At 71.8% G+C, this 16,427-nt stretch carries 15 protein-coding genes; 8 read left to right on the forward strand and 7 right to left on the reverse strand.

Going from position 1 to position 16,427, the window contains the following annotated elements:
• Window positions 1-104: 104 nt before the first annotated feature.
• A complete protein-coding gene (locus BN159_RS41315; protein WP_041820507.1) occupies window positions 105-1,085 on the reverse strand; it encodes an ATP-dependent DNA ligase in 981 nt (326 codons plus the stop codon).
• A gap of 181 nt (window positions 1,086-1,266) precedes the next feature.
• Between BN159_RS41315 and BN159_RS41320 the strand changes: the two genes are divergently transcribed.
• The 4 genes from BN159_RS41320 (at window position 1,267) to BN159_RS41335 (ending at window position 5,483) form a co-directional block, all read left to right on the forward strand.
• Window positions 1,267-1,917 (forward strand): TetR/AcrR family transcriptional regulator, encoded by a 651-nt coding sequence (locus BN159_RS41320; protein WP_015663040.1) that lies wholly within the window; start codon window positions 1,267-1,269, stop codon window positions 1,915-1,917.
• Between the two features lie 75 nt (window positions 1,918-1,992).
• Window positions 1,993-2,502: a MarR family winged helix-turn-helix transcriptional regulator gene (locus tag BN159_RS41325; protein ID WP_015663041.1), complete on the forward strand. Its 510-nt coding sequence runs from the start codon at window positions 1,993-1,995 to the stop codon at window positions 2,500-2,502.
• 69 nt (window positions 2,503-2,571) lie between these two features.
• Window positions 2,572-3,039 carry a peroxiredoxin gene (locus BN159_RS41330; RefSeq protein WP_015663042.1) on the forward strand — a complete coding sequence of 156 codons (468 nt, stop codon included), beginning with the start codon at window positions 2,572-2,574 and terminating at the stop codon, window positions 3,037-3,039.
• A gap of 101 nt (window positions 3,040-3,140) precedes the next feature.
• A complete protein-coding gene (locus BN159_RS41335; RefSeq protein ID WP_041820508.1) occupies window positions 3,141-5,483 on the forward strand; it encodes a SpoIIE family protein phosphatase in 2,343 nt (780 codons plus the stop codon).
• Here the strand turns inward: BN159_RS41335 and BN159_RS41340 are convergent, their stop codons facing one another.
• On the reverse strand, window positions 5,484-5,924 hold the full coding sequence (locus BN159_RS41340) for a cupin domain-containing protein (protein ID WP_015663044.1): 441 nt from the start codon (window positions 5,922-5,924) through the stop codon (window positions 5,484-5,486).
• A 189-nt stretch (window positions 5,925-6,113) separates the two neighbouring features.
• Between BN159_RS41340 and BN159_RS41345 the strand changes: the two genes are divergently transcribed.
• Both BN159_RS41345 and BN159_RS41350 read left to right on the forward strand, forming a co-directional pair.
• Window positions 6,114-6,899, forward strand: a complete 786-nt coding sequence (locus tag BN159_RS41345; protein ID WP_015663045.1) for a sulfite exporter TauE/SafE family protein — start codon at window positions 6,114-6,116, stop codon at window positions 6,897-6,899.
• A 103-nt stretch (window positions 6,900-7,002) separates the two neighbouring features.
• Complete coding sequence (locus tag BN159_RS41350; RefSeq protein WP_015663046.1) at window positions 7,003-8,067, forward strand: LacI family DNA-binding transcriptional regulator; 1,065 nt, start codon at window positions 7,003-7,005, stop codon at window positions 8,065-8,067.
• Here BN159_RS41350 and BN159_RS41355 read toward each other — a convergent pair.
• The 4 genes from BN159_RS41355 to BN159_RS41370 are packed head-to-tail and all read right to left on the reverse strand — an operon-like array spanning window position 8,030 to window position 12,661.
• Entirely contained in the window at window positions 8,030-9,439 is a 1,410-nt protein-coding gene (locus tag BN159_RS41355; protein WP_015663047.1) for a glycoside hydrolase family 32 protein, read from the reverse strand. The two genes, BN159_RS41350 and BN159_RS41355, sit on opposite strands and share 38 nt — an antisense overlap.
• On the reverse strand, window positions 9,436-10,290 hold the full coding sequence (locus BN159_RS41360; protein WP_015663048.1) for a carbohydrate ABC transporter permease: 855 nt from the start codon (window positions 10,288-10,290) through the stop codon (window positions 9,436-9,438). Before BN159_RS41360 ends, BN159_RS41355 begins: the two co-directional genes overlap by 4 nt.
• A gap of 14 nt (window positions 10,291-10,304) precedes the next feature.
• A complete protein-coding gene (locus tag BN159_RS41365; protein ID WP_015663049.1) occupies window positions 10,305-11,255 on the reverse strand; it encodes a carbohydrate ABC transporter permease in 951 nt (316 codons plus the stop codon).
• The gene (locus BN159_RS41370) at window positions 11,252-12,661 is read right to left on the reverse strand and encodes an extracellular solute-binding protein (protein ID WP_015663050.1); all 1,410 of its coding nucleotides are present in this window, start codon (window positions 12,659-12,661) and stop codon (window positions 11,252-11,254) included. Before BN159_RS41370 ends, BN159_RS41365 begins: the two co-directional genes overlap by 4 nt.
• Window positions 12,662-12,822: 161 nt before the next feature.
• Between BN159_RS41370 and BN159_RS41375 the strand changes: the two genes are divergently transcribed.
• Window positions 12,823-14,373 carry a glycoside hydrolase family 32 protein gene (locus BN159_RS41375; protein ID WP_015663051.1) on the forward strand — a complete coding sequence of 517 codons (1,551 nt, stop codon included), beginning with the start codon at window positions 12,823-12,825 and terminating at the stop codon, window positions 14,371-14,373.
• Here the strand turns inward: BN159_RS41375 and BN159_RS41380 are convergent.
• Complete coding sequence (locus BN159_RS41380) at window positions 14,363-15,289, reverse strand: phosphotransferase family protein (protein WP_015663052.1); 927 nt, start codon at window positions 15,287-15,289, stop codon at window positions 14,363-14,365. The two genes, BN159_RS41375 and BN159_RS41380, sit on opposite strands and share 11 nt — an antisense overlap.
• A gap of 145 nt (window positions 15,290-15,434) precedes the next feature.
• On the opposite strand from BN159_RS41380, the gene BN159_RS41385 reads away from it, so the two are divergent.
• The gene (locus BN159_RS41385; protein ID WP_015663053.1) at window positions 15,435-16,427 is read left to right on the forward strand and encodes a TauD/TfdA dioxygenase family protein; all 993 of its coding nucleotides are present in this window, start codon (window positions 15,435-15,437) and stop codon (window positions 16,425-16,427) included.

Consider the following 16,427-nt stretch of genomic DNA (forward strand, 5'->3'; position numbering starts at 1 on the left):
GGGGAATGGGGAGTTCAGCTTCCCGGCTTTTCATGTCCGCGCCAAGAGTGAAAAGGCATCACTCCGGTTACGCCCGACCCAACAGTTTGGATCTTGAAGAAAGGTCAGTCGACGTCGTCCGGCAGATCGGCCGCCGACTCCTCCGGCGTCAGGTCCGGCCGCAGCCGCAGCCACGACGGCTGCCGCAGCAGCCCGGCCCGGGTACGCGTGCTGAACCGCACCTCCCCGACGAGCCGCGGCACGACCCAGCGCGCACCCGGCACCGCGGGCACGGGATCGAAGGGGCATACGTCCGTCTCGGCGGCCAGGAGCAGCACGCCGAGCTGCTCCCGCTCCCGCGCGCTCCACCCGGTGCCCACCCCGCCGACGTACCGCAGCCGCCCGCCGGCCCGTTGGCCCACCAGCACCGCACCGGGCAGACCCGTGATCCGCCCCTTCCCCGGCAGCCAGCCGCCCACCACGACGTCCGCGCTGCGCATGTTGCGGATCTTGATCCAGTTCCGCGACCGCACCCCTGGCTCGTACACGGAGTCCAGCCGCTTGCACACCAGCCCCTCAAGACCGTGCTCACGGGTCGCCCGCAGGGCCTGCTCACCGTGGCCGACCAGCGCCGCGGGTGTGGACCAGTGCGGGCCCTCCAACCCCAGCCCTTCCAGTTGCTCCCGCCGCCGCAGGTAGGGGAGTCGGAACAGTGACCGCCCACCGAGGTGCATGACGTCGAACAGCGCGTAGTGCACCGGCACCTCGGCGGCCCGGCGTGCCGCCCGCTGCGGCGCGTGGGCCAGCCCCATCCGGGACTGGAGCAACTGGAAGTCCGCGCGGCCCTGTTCGTCGAGGGCGAGCACCTCCCCGTCCAGCACCGCGGGCGTCGCGCCGAGCATGCCGGAGAGGGGGCTCAACTCGGGGTAGGCGGCGGTGACCTCCTCCCCGGAACGGGCCCGCAGGACCAGACCGCCGTCCCCGTCGAGGTAGGCCACCACCCGCTGGCCGTCCTGCTTGGTCTCGTAGGCCCAGCGCGCGTCCTGCGCGGCGGGCGGCAGGGTGCCGGGCGTGGCGAGCATCGGAGGGATCAGGGGCAGACTCACGGGTCAGATGTCGACGGGCGGAGGGTCCCTCACGCGCTCCCGCCTCGGGTTTCGCCTGAACGGCCGCCGCGCGCGCCCCGCCGGGCGCCCCGTAGGCTGCCGTTCTTGGAACAACGCCGCGCGGCGGCCGTAGGGACCGGCCCGTGCGGAAGGATTGAACGGTCCCGGTGCGGAGACGATCATGGCAGGCAGGGCGGTCCGGGCGGAGCAGGTCAGCGCGACCCGGGGACTGATCCTGACCGCAGCCGAGCGGCTCTACGCCGAGCACGGGGTGTGCGCGGTCTCCAACCGCCAGGTCGGCGAGGCCGCCGGACAGGGCAACAACACCGCCGTCGGCTACCACTTTGGTACGAAGACCGACCTGGTCCGCGCGATCGTCCGCAAGCACGCGGCGCCCATCGAGGAGATCAGGACCGGCCTGGTCGAGCGGGTCATCGGCTCCACGGACCTGCGCGACTGGGTGGACTGTCTGGTCCGGCCCGTCTTCGAGCACCTCGCCGCGCTCGGCAGCCCCACCTGGTACGCCCGGTTCTGCGCCCAGGTCATGACCGACCCCGCCCTGCACCGGATCATGGTCGAGGAGGCGCTCGGCTCCCCGGCGCTCCGCGAGATCGTCGAGGGGCTGCGCCGCAGTCTGCCCGAGCTGCCCGACGAGGTCCGGGCCGAGCGCGGCGACATGGCCCGTCAGCTCATCGTCCACATGACCGCAGAGCGGGAACGCGCGCTCGCCGAGGACACCGCCACGCCGCGTGCCGACTGGCAGGACGCCGCGACCGGCCTGGTCGACGCGCTCGTCGGTATGTGGCGGGCCCCGGTGAGCCCGAGGGGCTGACCCGCGCGCGGCGGCCGGCCTGCTGGAGCTGCGTACATTAATTGAGTTAGGCAACGAGACGGTAAACTGGCGGGTATGCCCACCCCACCGCTCCCGGACGTCCCCGCCTCCGCAGAAGTGACCGAGATCGAGCGTGCCCTCACCCGGATCACCTACCTGAGCACCCGCGCCCGCCGCCACGAACGCCTGATGGCCCTGGCCGGCGTCCCGCTGGACCGCGCCGCCGTGGCGCTGGTGCGGCAGATCGCCGAGTCCGAGCCGCTGCGCCCCGGTGAGCTGGCCAACCGGCTCGGAGTGGAGGCCTCGCACGTCACCCGCACCGTGCAGCAGCTGGAGAAGTCCGGCTACGTCTCCCGGGTCCCCGACCCCGCCGACCGCCGGGCCCAGCGCATCGAGCTCACCGAGACCGGCCGCGCCGCCGTCGCCCGCGTCCGGGACGCCGGGGCCCGCGGTATGCAGCTTGCCCTGGCCGACTGGGAACCCGAGGAACTGCGGCAGCTCGCCACCCTGTTCCACCGTATGGTCGACGACTTCCTCGAGTGCGCCGTCGACGAGGAACCGGAGCAGCGGACCGCCCCGGCCTGACCGGAAGCCACGGTTCTACCCTCCGGTAGCATCGCGCCGCAGACGGTCCGGACGACGGAAGGACAGAAGTTGAGCGCACGCGTGGAGATCGGGGACGCGGTCGAGGACTTCACCCTCCCCGACGAGACCGGTACCGACCGCAAGCTGTCCGAACTACTCGCCGAGGGGCCGGTGGTGCTGTTCTTCTACCCCGCCGCCCTGACCCCCGGCTGCACCGCGCAGGCCTGCCACTTCCGGGACCTGGCCGCCGAGTTCGCCGCCGTCGGCGCCCGGCCCGTCGGCGTCAGCGGTGATCCCGTCGAGCGTCAGCAGGAGTTCGCCGGCCGGCACACGCTCGGCATGCCGCTGCTGTCCGACCCCGACGGCACGGTCCGTGAGCGGTTCGGTGTGAAGCGTGGCCTGTCGCTGGCCCCGACCAAGCGGACCACCTTCGTCATAGGGCAGGACCGCAAGGTGCTGGAGGTCGTGCGCAGCGAACTGCGCATGAACACCCACGCCGACCGCGCGCTGGCGGCGCTGCGCGGCCGCGAGGGCTGAGACGCGCGGTTCCCCTGGGCGCGGATGACGCGGCCGCCATGCTCGGTCGGTGCCGCTCGTCGCGGTTGATGCCCCGCGCCAGGGGGACCATTCTGGACACTATGGAACAAGTCGCCGCGGCGGCGACCATCGATGCCCACGGCACGGTGACGGCGTGGAGCGAAGGTGCCCGGACACTCACCGGATACCCGGCCGAGGAGGTCGTAGGACGCCCGGCCGCCGATCTGCTCGCCGAGGAGGTGGAGTCCGCGGCGCTCGTGGCACGCGCCGGGCGGGTGGTCCTTCGCCACCGTGACGAGGGCACCGTCACCGTCTCCGTGTCGGCCTGCCCGCTGCTCGGCCCCGACGGCTCCGACGCGGGCCATGTGATCACCACCGAACGGCATCGCGAGGGCCCGGAGGCCACCCTCGGCGCCCGCGCCTTCGAGCAGGCGTCGATGTCGATGTCCGTCTTCGACACCCAGCAGCGCTATGTACGGCTGAACGCGGCCGCCTGCCGGGTGATGGGCGTACCCGAGGAGGCCCTGCTGGGCCGCCCCTTCCTGGACACCGTCGAGGACGCGGCGCACAGCCACGGCTTCCACGGCAATCTGCGCCAGGTCGCCGAGACCGGCCGGCCCGTCCACTACGAGAGCTTCACCGGCGCGCCCGCGCTCAACCGGGAGCACGCCTGGAGCATCGAGATGTGGCCGGTCCGGGACGACGACGGCGCGGTGGACGGCGTCGCGCTGGCGGCCTTCGACAGCAGCGACCAGTACTGGTCCCGGCGCCGCCTCGCCCTCCTCAACGAGGCCGCCGCCTCCATCGGCACCACCCTGGACGTGGTCCGCACCGCCGAGGAACTCGTCGACCTCATGGTGCCGCGCTACGCCGACTTCGTCAGCGTCGACCTGCTGGAGTGGGTGCTCGGCGCCGATGAACTGCCCACCGTGGCGGCCGGCGACATCGTGCTCAGGCGGGTCGCCCACGGCTCCGTCCACGACGGCACCCCCGAGGCCGCCGTCCGCCTCGGCGCGAACGACGTCTACCCCTCGTTCTCACCACCGGCACGCGCCCTGCACACCGGGCGGGCCGTGCTCAGCCAGGCCGGCGAGCCCGACTTCGTCCGCTGGGTCGCCGAGCGCAACGCCCGCGCACCCGCCGGACGGCCGTACCGCAAAGGCGCGCACTCGATGATCGCCGTGCCGCTGCGGGCCCGCGGCACCACTCTGGGCGTGGTGGTGGGGGTGCGGATCGCGCATCCGGAGGAGTACAGCGGCGACGACATCGTGCTGGGCGAGGAGCTGGCCAGCCGGTCCGCCGTCTGCATCGACAACGCCCGCCGGTTCGCCCGGGAGCGCAGCACCGCGCTCGCGCTCCAGCACAGCCTGCTGCCGCGCGGGCTGCCCGGGCAGGTGGCGGTGGAGGTCGCCCACCGCTATCTGCCGTGCGGTTCACCGGCCGGGATCGGCGGCGACTGGTTCGACGTGATCCCGCTCTCCGGCAGCCGGGTCGCCCTGGTCGTCGGCGACGTGGTCGGCCACGGCATCCCCTCGTCGGCGACCATGGGACGGCTCTGCACGGCCGTACGCACCCTCGCCGACGTGGATCTGCCGCCCGACGAACTGCTCACCCACCTCGACGACCTGGTCACCCACCTCGCCTCGGACGGCCATGACGACGAGGTCGCCGAACTCGGCGCCACCTGCCTCTACTCCGTCTACGACCCCGTCTCGCGCCGTCTGACGATGGCCTCCGCCGGGCATCCGCCCCCGGCCGTCCTGCTGCCCGACGGCACCGCGAGCCTGGTCGAGCTGTCCGCCGGGCCGCCGCTCGGCGTCGGCGGACTGCCCTTCGAGTCCGTGGAGTTGCACCTGCCCGAGGGCGCGGTCGTCGCCCTCTACACGGACGGGCTGATCGAGGAACGCGACCGCGACCTCGACCACGCGGGCGCGGAGCTGTGTCGTGCGCTGGCCACGTCCGCCGAGTCGCTGGACACCCTGTGCGACACCGTGCTGAAGGCGGTCATGCCGGAGGAGCCCAGCGACGACGTGGCCCTCCTGCTGGCCCGCACCCGCTCGCTGGGTGCGGACCGCGTCGCCACCTGGGACGTGCCACCGGACCCGGCCGCGGTGGGCCTCGCCCGGCAGTCCGCCACCGAGCAACTGGCCGCCTGGGGCCTGGAGGAGACCGCCTTCGTCACCGAACTCGTCGTCAGCGAACTGGTCACCAACGCCATCCGCTACGGCGAACCGCCCATCCAGCTACGGCTGATCCGCGACCGCAGCCTCATCTGCGAGGTCTCCGACGGCAGTTCCACCTCGCCGCATCTGCGCCGGGCCCACGCCTACGACGAAGGCGGTCGCGGACTCCTCCTGGTCGCCCAGCTCACCCAGCGCTGGGGCAGCCGACAGACCGGCCGCGGCAAGTCGATCTGGGCCGAGCAGGCGCTCCCGCCGGCCTGATCACTGGAAGTCACAGCCCGGGTTCGGTGCGTCCTGAGAGAACGGCGCCCCGTGCGGCAGCACGTACAGCACCTCAAGGACGACGGCCGTGTCACCGAGGTTGGACCCGAGGTGCACATTGCCGGGCCCGGCGGGCTCCTCGATGAAACTCCCCTTCGGATACACGCCGTCGGAGGCGCAGGTGGAGTCGAAGTGGCTCAGCGTGCCCTTCTTCACGACCGCGTACAGCGGACCGTCGTGGAAGTGCCATCCGGTGGCCTGACCGGCCGGGATGGTGACCTCCCGCAGTATGTAGTCGGTCCCGCCGACCGTGGCCTGACTGATGACCCGCCCGGTGACCCCCGGTCCCGGGGGAGTGGCCTGGGCGGTACCGGCACCGCCGACGAGAAGAGTGGCGGCGGCCACCGCGGAGGTGACGGCGGAACGGAGCGCGAAGCGCATACGAGGCCTCCCGGCCGAGAGCGAACAGCGTCGACTTCGCGGTGAACATAGGCACACGGAGGGCCAGTTGGGGCCGGAACCGTAAGATCCGCCCGCCCGCCGTTCATGAACATCCCGTTGCCGAACCGTCCAACCGGTGTCCGGCGCACCGATAGTGGGCAGCGGCGGCCGAGGAGTGGGGGAGCGGCGATGGACTGGACGGTGTGGACGGGCCTGGCCGTCGGCCTGCTGATCGCGTCGGTGACCGCGCCGGTCGGCGTGTCCGGCGCGGTGTTCCTGCTCCCGGTCCACCTGAGCGTCTTCGGTGTGCCGAGCCCGGCGGTCACGCCGACGAATCTGCTGTTCAATGTGGTGGCCGGGCCCGGTGCCCTGTGGCGCTACCGCCGCGACGGCGCTCTGCGCGGCGGCCTGTCGCGGCGCCTGATCATCGGCACCCTTCCCGGCGTCGTCACCGGCGCGGCGATCCGTGTCTTCGCTCTCCCCGGGCCGGGCGTCTTCCGACTGCTGGTCGCCGGGCTGCTCCTGCCGCTCGGCGTATGGCTGTGCCTCCGCACCCTCGTCCCGCCCCGCCACCGGTCGATCACAGCGGCGGAGCCGTCCCCGGCGGGGCTCACCCTGCTGGCCGTGGCGGTGGGGATCGTCGGCGGCATCTACGGCATCGGCGGCGGATCCCTGATCGGACCGATCCTCGCCGCACGGGGTCTACCGATGGCGCGGGTGGCGCCTGCCGCGCTCGCCGCCACGTTCGCCACCTCGGTCGTCGGCGCGGGCGCCTACGCGCTGCTGTCCCTGATCGGTCCCGGCGACGCCGCACCCGACTGGAGGCTCGGGCTCGCCTGTGGGCTCGGTGGGCTGGTCGGCGGCTACCTCGGCGCCCGCCTCCAGCCCCACCTGCCCGAGACGGTTCTGCGCCTCCTCCTCGGCGGCCTGGCCGCCACCGTCGGCGCGCTCTACGCCGTGCAGGCTCTGGCATGAGACCTCAGTCGCGGAACCGCCTTGCCGGGCACCCCCGTCCGCGCGGGGCCCGGATAAGGTGAGAGTGATCAACCGACGGGTGGGGACAAGGGCGGCGGGCGGTATGGGCGCAGGTGAGGAGAGGCAGCCGGCGGGGTCCGCGCGGCCCACGTCACGGGATGTCGCACGGCTCGCCGGGGTGTCGCACACCGCCGTGTCCTTCGTCTTCAACGGCCGCGCCGAGGGCAACCTCTCGCCCGCAACCCAGGAGCGCATCCGGCAGGCCGCCGCCCAGCTCGGCTACCGGCCGGACCCCGTGGCCCGCGGCCTGCGCCGCCGCCGTACCGCCGTGATCGGTCTGGTCACCGACGAGATCGCCTCCTCGCCCTTCGCGGGCCGGCTGCTGCGCGGCGCGATGGAGACGGCCTGGGACAGCGACCACCTCGTGCTGACCGTGGACTCCGGCGGCGACCCGGCCAAGGAGGACGCCGCGGTCGCCGAACTCCTCGACCGGCGCGTCGACGGCATCATCTACGCGGCCATGTCGCTGCGCCGGGTCCGCGTCCCCGAGGGACTGCACCGCACCCACTCCGTCCTCGCCAACTGCCTGCCCGAGGACGACTCCCTGCCCGCCGTCATCCCGGCCGAGCGCGCGGGCGGGCGCACGGCGGCGCGACTGCTGCTGGAGCAGGGCCACCGCCGCGTCGCCCACATCGGCGGACTCGACGACATCGCCTCCGTCGAGCGGCTGCGCGGGTTCCGGGACGCACTGCGGGCGGAGGGGATCACCGTCCCCGACGAATGGGTCGTGCGGACCGGCGGCGAGATCTCCGGCGGGTACGAGGGCGCGCTGCGGATCCTCGCCGACGTCCCCGCCGACCGCCGCCCGACCGGCATCTTCAGCTACAACGACCGGGTCGCGGCAGGCGTCCTGCACGCCGCGACCCGGCTCGGCATCACCGTCCCCGGCGAGCTGTCGGTGGTCGGCTACGACGACCAGGAACACATGGCCGCGTTCCTCACCCCACCCCTGACGACGGTGGCCCTCCCGCACCGGGCCATGGGCGAGGTCGCGACCCGGCTCCTGCTGGACGCCATCGACACGGGCCGCACCCCGCCGGCCACCACCCGTCGCCTCGCCTGCGACGTGGTCACCCGGTCGTCGGTGGGACCAGCTCCCACCCCGTGACGGCGGCCCCCGCACCGGTCACCACGAGCGCCGGTACGTCGTCCGGGCGCCGATAGACCCGCTCGGTGACCGTCGCCCGGTCCCCGACGAACAACTCCAGCAGGGAGCCGTCCAGCAGGATCCGAACGTCCAGGCGCGGTCCGCCGGGCACGCGCACCTCGATCGGCTCCGCCCTCTCGCGGCCCGTCCGTGGCCACCCCGAGCGGTCCAGCGTCACGCCCCCTCCGGCCGGATCCAGCTGTACTGTCAACTCCGCCCCCGTGGCGGACCGCAGCAGAGTCACCGTCGTCGGGGCGACCGCGATGACCGTCAGGTCGTACGCGTCGGGCGGCGGAACCTTCTCACCCGGTGCCGTCACGAACGGCTCTGTCGCGCGCAGCAGTTCCAGCTCCGGCGCCGGTGCGACCCGCAGCGCCCCGTCCTCGTGGACGTCGACGACCCGCGGCGCGCTGAGGACCCCGGCCCACCCGGCCCGGTCCACCTCGCCCTGCTCCCGCGCCTCCCAGGACCAGCCCCACATCAGCGCGCGGCCGTCCTCCTGGAGCACCGCGGGCGCGTAGAAGTCCCGCCCCTGGTCCAGCCGCCCGCCCCCGCGCGCCTGGAAACGCAACTCGCCCTCGCTGCAAGGGACCAGGCTGCCCGTCAGATACCCCGTCGCCCAGGGATCGCCGTCCCACAACGACACCACCAGGACCCATTCCCCGCCCGCCGTCGCATACATCTGCGGGCACTCCCAGCCCACCGCACGGTCGCCGAACGCCTCAACCGCCACCGGGTCGTTGCCGTCCAGCAGCACACACGCGAACCGCCAGTCGGTCAGGTCCTCGCAGTCGTACAGCAGCACCGAGGGCGTTCCGTCGGCGTCGCCCGCGCCGAGCAGGGCCCAGCGTCGGCCGCCGCTGCGGAAGACGAACGGGTCGCGGAACATCACCACGTCCAAACCGGCGGGCGGCCCGGAGACCACCGGAGTGGGCAACGGCCGCCACTCGGAGAGTGTGGGGTCGTCGGGGTCGGCGGCCCGTGCCAGGCAGACCGTGCCGAGACCGGTGTGGCCGTGGTCGATGCCCGTGTACACCGCGGTCGGCACCCCGTCGTCGTCGACCACGCACCCGGACCAGCACCCCGCCTCGTCCGGCCCGCCCGGTGTCGGCGTGAGCGCGATCGGATGGTGCTCCCAGGTCACCAGGTCGGCGCTGGAGACATGGCCCCAGTGGACGTTGGCGTGTACGGGAGCGTCCGGGTTGTGCTGGTAGAAGAGGTGGTGCCGACCTCGCCAACGGAACGGTCCGTTGGGGTCGTTGACCCAGTTGGCGGGCGGACGGACCCGGAAGCGGGGGGCGTTGGGGTCCAGGGACGCGGGCGCGTGGCTCAACGGTTGACTCCTGCGGACGTGATGCCCTCGCGCAGAGGGCGCTGGCCGACGACGAACACGGCGACGGCGGGGATCATGGAGAGCACGACACCGGCGAGCACGACCGAGATCGAGCCGGTGCCGAGATTGCCCTGGAGCGAGACCAGGCCCAGCGGCAGCGTGTAGTTCTGGCCGGACGTCTCCAGGATCAGCGGGCGGAAGAACTCGTTCCAGTGGTAGTTGAAGGCCAGCACGCCGACGATCGCGAGCCCCGGTGTGGCGAGCGGGGCGTAGACCGAGCGGAAGGTCCGCCAGGGTCCGCAGCCGTCCAGCATCGCCGCCTCGCCGAGGTCCTTCGGCATGCCGAGGAAGTACTGGCGCATCAGGAAGGTGCCGAACGCGGTCGGGAAGGCGGGGATGATCAGGCCGAGCAGGGTGTCGGTCAGGCCCATCGACTTCAGCACCAGGAACACCGGCACGATGGTGACCTGGAGCGGCACCATCATCGTCGCCAGCACCAGCCCGAACAGCGGCTTCTTGAACCGGAACTCCAGGCGCGCGAACGCGTACCCGGCGAGCCCCGCGGTGATCATCTGGCCGACCGCGATCAGCGCGGTCACCAGCGTGGAGTTCAGCGCGAGCAGCCAGACGTCGAGCTGCTCGAAGACCCCGCGGTAGGAGTCCACGGTCGGATCCGTCGGGATGATCCTCGGGGGCAGGTCGAAGGATTCGGCCGGGGTGCGCAGGGAGGTGGACACCGTCCAGATGACCGGGCCGAGGGTCAGCAGGGCGCACACGGCAAGACCGGTGATCCGCGCCCAGGGCGCGAGCGAGTGCCGGGCACGGCTGAGGTTCAACGTCGCTTGGCTCATGGGGATTCACCGGCTCACTGGTAGTGGACGAAACGCCGGCTGAGCCGGAACTGGAGGGCGGTCACCGCCATGATCAGCACGAACAGCAGCACGCCCACCGCGGACGCCTCGCCGAAGCGGAGCTGCTCGAAGGCGCTCTCGTAGATGACCATCACGACGGTGCGGGTGGAGTCGCCGGGTCCGCCGTTGGTGAGGACGTACGGCTGCTCGAAGACCTGGAGCGCGTTGATGATGCCGACCACCGAGGCGACCAGCAGCGTCGGCGAGAGCAGCGGCAGGGTGACGGTGAGGTGCTTGCGCAGCCCCGTCGCGCCGTCCAGGGAGGCCGCCTCGTGGATCTCCTTGGGGATGTTGTTCAGCCCGCCGACGAACAGCAGGAAGGAGAAGCCGAACTGCTGCCAGACATAGACGAGGACGACCGCCGTCATCGCCGCGTTCTCCGATGTCAGCCAGGGCACGGGGGCGATCCCGACCAGCCCGATCAGCCAGTTCACGACCCCGAAGTCCTGGTTGAACAGGTACTTCATCACCACCGAGATGGACGCCGCGGACAGCACCAGCGGGAAGAAGAAGGCCGACCGGAACACCGAGCGCAGCCACATCGGCATCCGCCCGTTCACCGCCAGCGCCAGCACGAGGGCGATCAGCAGTTGCAGCGCGACCGCGAGCACCATGAACACCAGGGTGTTGCGGAACGATACGAGCACGGTCGAATCGCTGAACACCTCACGGTAGTTGGCGGCCCCCGCGAAGCTCGGGTCGTCGATGACGTTCCAGTGGAACAGGCTCAGCACGATCGATCCGGCGATCGGCACGACGGTGAAGACCACGATGCCGACGACCGTCGGCGCGAGGAACAGCGCGGCCAGCAGCCGTGTGCCCCGGTCCCGCGCGGAAGGCCGCGGGGCCGACGCGGCGGGCGCCGCCGGACGCGGCCGTACGGCCTGGATCTGGGTGTTCGTCATACGTCACGCTCCATGGCCTTCTCCAGGTCGCTCTGCATCCGGCGCAGTGCGGGAGCCACCGCGCGCCGGGAGGCCAGGGCCGTGCCGGTGTGCTTGAGCAGCACCTGCTCCACCTCGGCGACCTGCGGCGGCGCCGGGATCGGCCCGGTGTCGGGGAACTTGTCGAGGGTGTCGTAGAAGACCTGCCAGTGCTGTGGGCCGGTCTCCCGGTAGCGGGCCGCGTCGAGCATCGAACGGCGCGCGGGGGTGGTCTGGTTGGTCTCGAACAGCCGCATCAGGGTGTCCCTGCGGGCGGCGTACTTGATGAACTCCCAGGCCTCCTCCTGGCGTTTGGAGGTGCGCAGGAGTGCGTAGCCCGCGGCGCCGAACTGCATGCGCTGGGTGCGCCAGCGGGGGAAGTACTGCACGTCGTAGTCGCTCGCCCCCATGCCGGCCAGATGCAGACCGCCCGCCCAGAAGCCGCCCGCGGGCGTGACGCCGACCCGGCCGGTGGAGAACACGCCGACGAGGTTCTGGCCGTTGCCGCCCTCGGGCCGGGTGCACAGGTCCTCCTGGATGAGGGAGGCGAGATAGTCGTACGCCTCCTCCACCCGCGCGTCGGTCGCCTGCGGGGTCGTCCAGCGGAACCCGCCCCCGCGACCGGACCGGTCGGCGGCCGGGTAGAAGCCGTCCCACAGCCAGGCACCGCCCGGCGCCTTGGACTCGGTGAGGAGGTTGGTGCCGTTGGCGAACAGCCAGGGCACCACCCCGCCCCACAGGCGGTTGGTCCAGAAGTAGGGGGTGAATTGCGAGCCGCTGGACTTCTTCATGTCCCGGAGCAGTGCGGTGAAGTCGTCGCGGGTCCAGTCGGGGGCGGGGAAGCTCGCGCCCGCGCGCTTGAGGACCTGGTGGTTGAGGTACATGTCGGCCGCGTTGAACTCGACCGGCAGCTGGTACAGGCTCCCCTCGTACATCATCGACTCCACCAGCGAGGGATGGACGTCGGCGAAGTACTCGCGCAGCTCGGCCGCGTCCCGCTTCACCCACTTGTCGAGTGCCACTCCGAGACGCTGGGCGAAGAGCTGGACTCCCTCGGTGGCGACGTAGACCAGGTCCGGGGCGGTGCCCGCGGCGATCTGGGTGAGGATCTTGGCGAAGAAGTCCGACCAGTCGACGGCCTGCACCGCGTTGATCCGCAGCTTGATGTCGGGGTGGAGCTCCTTGAAGCCGTCGGTGAGCGTGCGGATGGCCTCGGGGCCGTACGCGGGGCCGAGGGTGGCGACGGTGAGGGAGCCGTCGTCGCGGCCGGGGATGTCGGCTCCGGTGAGCCGGTCCCAGGAGGCGGCGGTGCCGGCCAGGGAGGCGGCTCCCGCGCCGTAGGCGCCGTATCGCAGCAGGGTGCGGCGGGTGAGGTGCGAGTCGGTCATCGGGCGGGCCTAACTCGTGTTAGTCGAGCAGTGATGCCCCGAATGATGTGGACCGTGTTTCGTGCCTGTCAAGAGTCGTGCACCCCTTGACCTTTAACGTGTTAGGTCCCAGAGTCCTGGAGCACATGAGCCGCCGTGCCGACGGAAGGGACCGTTGCCCGATGCGAGGCATGACCAGGAGAGCGCTGTTCGCCGGATCGGCCGCGGGGACAGCGGCCGCGCTGCTGCCCGTCACACCCGCGAACGCCCGGCCCCGGCGGGCCGCCGCGGACGCGAGCTACCGCGCCGAGTACCACTTCACCGTGCCCGACCAGTGGAAGAACGACCCACAGCGCCCGATCTGGATCGATGGCGAGTACCTCTACTTCTACCTCTACAACCCCGACTACTTCGCGGGCGGAACCACCGCCGGCACCGCCTGGCGCCTGGCCACCAGCACCGACCTGGTGGCCTTCCGGGACCGGGGCATCGCCGTGCCGAAGGACACCACACCGAACGGCGACGTATGGTCCGGCTCGGCGGTGGTCGACACCGGGAACACCGCGAGCTACGGGGCGGGCGCGGTCGTCGTCCTGGCCACGATGGAGCCGGACGAGACCGCCAACTCCCAGGCCCAGTACCTGTACTACTCCACCGACGGCGGCCGCACCTTCACCCACGACGGCACCGATCCGGTCCTGCCCAACCCCGGAGTGAAGGACTTCCGCGACCCGAAGGTGATCCGGGACGAGGAGCGCGGCCGGTGGGTGATGGCGCTGGCCGAGCACACCAAGGTGGGCTTCTACCACTCGGAGAACCTGCGCGAGTGGACCTACGCCGGCGGCTTCGTCAAGGAGGGGATCGGCGTCCTGGAGTGCCCCGACCTGTTCCGCCTCACCGCCGAGGACGGCACCGCGAGATGGGTGCTCGGGGTGAGCGCCAACGGCAAGGGCTCCGGACTGCCGAACACCTACGCCTACTGGACCGGCGACTTCGACGGCAGCGCGTTCGCGCCGGACGCCCCGGAACCGCAATGGCTGGACCACGGCTGGGACTGGTACGGAGCCGTCACCTTCGACAAGCACCGCGCCGACGGCTCGGTCGACCCCCGGGCCCGCTACGCCATCGGCTGGCTGAACAACTGGGACTACGCCAACATCACCCCCACCATCGACACCGACGGCTTCAACGGCACCGACTCCATCGTCCGCGAGGTCACCCTGAGCCGCACCGCCTCGGGCACGTACTACCTCGCCTCACGCCCCGTCGCCGCCCTCGACCACCACGTCTCCCGCACCGTCGAGCTCGGCGACCTGGAGGTCGACGGCACCCGCGTCCTGGACTACCGCGGCACCGCCTACGAACTCTCCTGCGAGATCACCTGGGAGCAACTCACCGGCGCGGGCGTGCAGTTGCGCCGCTCCGGCGACGGCTCACGCCACATCGACGCCGGGATCTACGGCGACTACGCCTTCCTCAACCGCCGTAACACCGTCAACCCGGACGTCTCCGGCCGCTGGCAGGAGAGCAAGAGCCCCTTCGACCCCTCGGCGGGCCGGGTGCGGCTGCGCATCCTCGTGGACCGGACGTCGGTGGAGATGTTCCTCGACGACGGCCGGTATGTGCACTCCTCGGAGGCGTTCCCGTACCTGATCGACACCGGTCTCGCGCTGTTCTCGATCGACGGGAAGGCGGTGTTCCGGAACACGGTGATACGGGAGTTCAGGATCTGAGCCCGAACCAGGCCTCCGCGAGCGCGGGCAGCGTCTGCTGCTCGGGGGCGCCCAACTCCCTGAGATACCAAGGCAGATCGCTGTACACGTGCAGCAGCGTGTAGGCGAGCAGCACCGACGGCTCGAAGGTCCTGCCGTATGACTCGCCGAGCAGGGCCAGCAGTTCGGGATCGCCCCCGGTGACGAACAGGCCGACGCTCACGAAGTCGTAGGCCGGGTCCCCGATCATCGCCGGTTCGAAGTCGAAGAGTCCGGTCAGGCGCCGGCCCTCGGGATCGACGAAGAAGTGCTGCCGCATGACCTCGGTGTGCAGCAGTGACCGGCGCGGGGCGCGGGGGAGCGGCACCGAGGCCAGGAAGTCGGGGATCTGCTCCAGCCACACGTCCGGGAGCGCGTGCGCGCGCTGCTGTTCCACCGCCTTCGCGCTCTGGCGGTCCACGAAGGCGCCCCAGTCGCCGGGACCGAGCACATCCTCCAGTGGCCCGGCGTCGAGCGAGTGCAGCACGCCGAGGGCTTCGCCGATCGCGGCCACGAGCCGTTCCCGGTGGGCCCTCGGCACGCGCTCCCAGGAGTGCGCCAGGTTCTCGCCCCGCAGCCGGGACATCAGGACGAACTGCCAGCCGTTCTCGTACACCCCGAACTCGCGTACCTGGGGCGTCGGTACCGGCAACCGCCCCTGGAGATACGACAGAACCCGGCCCTCCGCGATGCCGCGCTCGGCGGAGGACGCGGGGAAGAGCTTGAGCACGTGCTCGTCGCCGACGGCGTAGACCGGCTGCGATCCGTCCGCGAAACGGATCAGTGGTGCACCGGCGAGGCCGAGGCGTGCGCACAGTTCGTGCGCTCCGGGGCGCATCACGCTCTCGTCGGGGACCACCGCGTCCCATGCCTCGTCAGTTTCCACCAGGGGCAGCATGATCGGGACCGTAGACGGCCGTCCGCCGCCTCCACAACGCGTTATCGACACCCGGCCCGCCCTCGCCACGCCCGTCGATTCCTGTCACGATCTTGAGGGGAACCGGCGGTCACCGAAGCCGGTGCTGACGAGCGACGGAGTGCGCATGACGACGGACAGGGGCACGGCGCAGGAGGCGGAGCGGATCGAGGGGACCGGGCCGGTCGCGGGGATCGAGGTGAAGCCCGCCGCCGGGCACATCGGCGCGGAGATCACGGGCGTGGACCTGACGGCCGACCTCGACGACGCGGTCATCGCCGCGATCAGGGCCGCGGTGCTGCGCTGGAAGGTCGTGTTCTTCCGCGACCAACGCCTCGACCACGCCGGACACGTGGCGTTCGCCCGACGGTTCGGCGAACCGGTCGTCCTGCCCCGCCGCGGCAAGGCGTCCCCACCGGACTTCCCCGAGGTGGAGACCACGGCGGACCGCCTGGAACTGGGCGGCCGCTTCGGCATGGACCACGACGAGTGGCTGCGCCGCCGCCGGCACACCCTGCTGCGCGGCTGGCACTGCGACCACGGCGCCCGCGTCGACCCACCCGCCGCGACCATCCTGCGCGCCGAGACGGTCCCGCCGTACGGCGGCGACACGACCTGGTCGAACCTGGCCGCGGCCTACGCCGGACTGTCCACCCCCATAAGGGAGTTCGTGTCGACCCTGCGGGCCGAGCACCGCCTGGGCGTCGGCTACCAGCCACGCCCCGGAGACGACGCCTACGTCCGCCACCTCCTCGACCATCAGGTCGCCACCCTCCACCCCCTGGTACGGGTCCACCCGGAGACCGGCGAGCGGATCCTGTACATCAACGGCTACTACGTCGACCAGATCGCCGACCTCTCCCGCGCCGAGAGCCAGGCCCTGCTCGACCTCCTCCTCGACCAGGCGGTCCGCCCCGAGTACACGGTCCGCTTCCGCTGGGAGCCGGGCAGCGTCGCCTTCTGGGACAACCGCGCGACCATCCACCTCGCACCCAGCGACACCGCCCATCTCGACCACCCCCGCACCATGCACCGAGTGATGCTCACGGGAGAGGTACCGATCGGCGTGGACGGAAAGCCCTCGGAGCCGATCGTGGGCAGCGAACCGGGACGCTGGTGA

This window comes from Streptomyces davaonensis JCM 4913, from assembly GCF_000349325.1.
GTDB lineage: Bacteria > Actinomycetota > Actinomycetes > Streptomycetales > Streptomycetaceae > Streptomyces > Streptomyces davaonensis.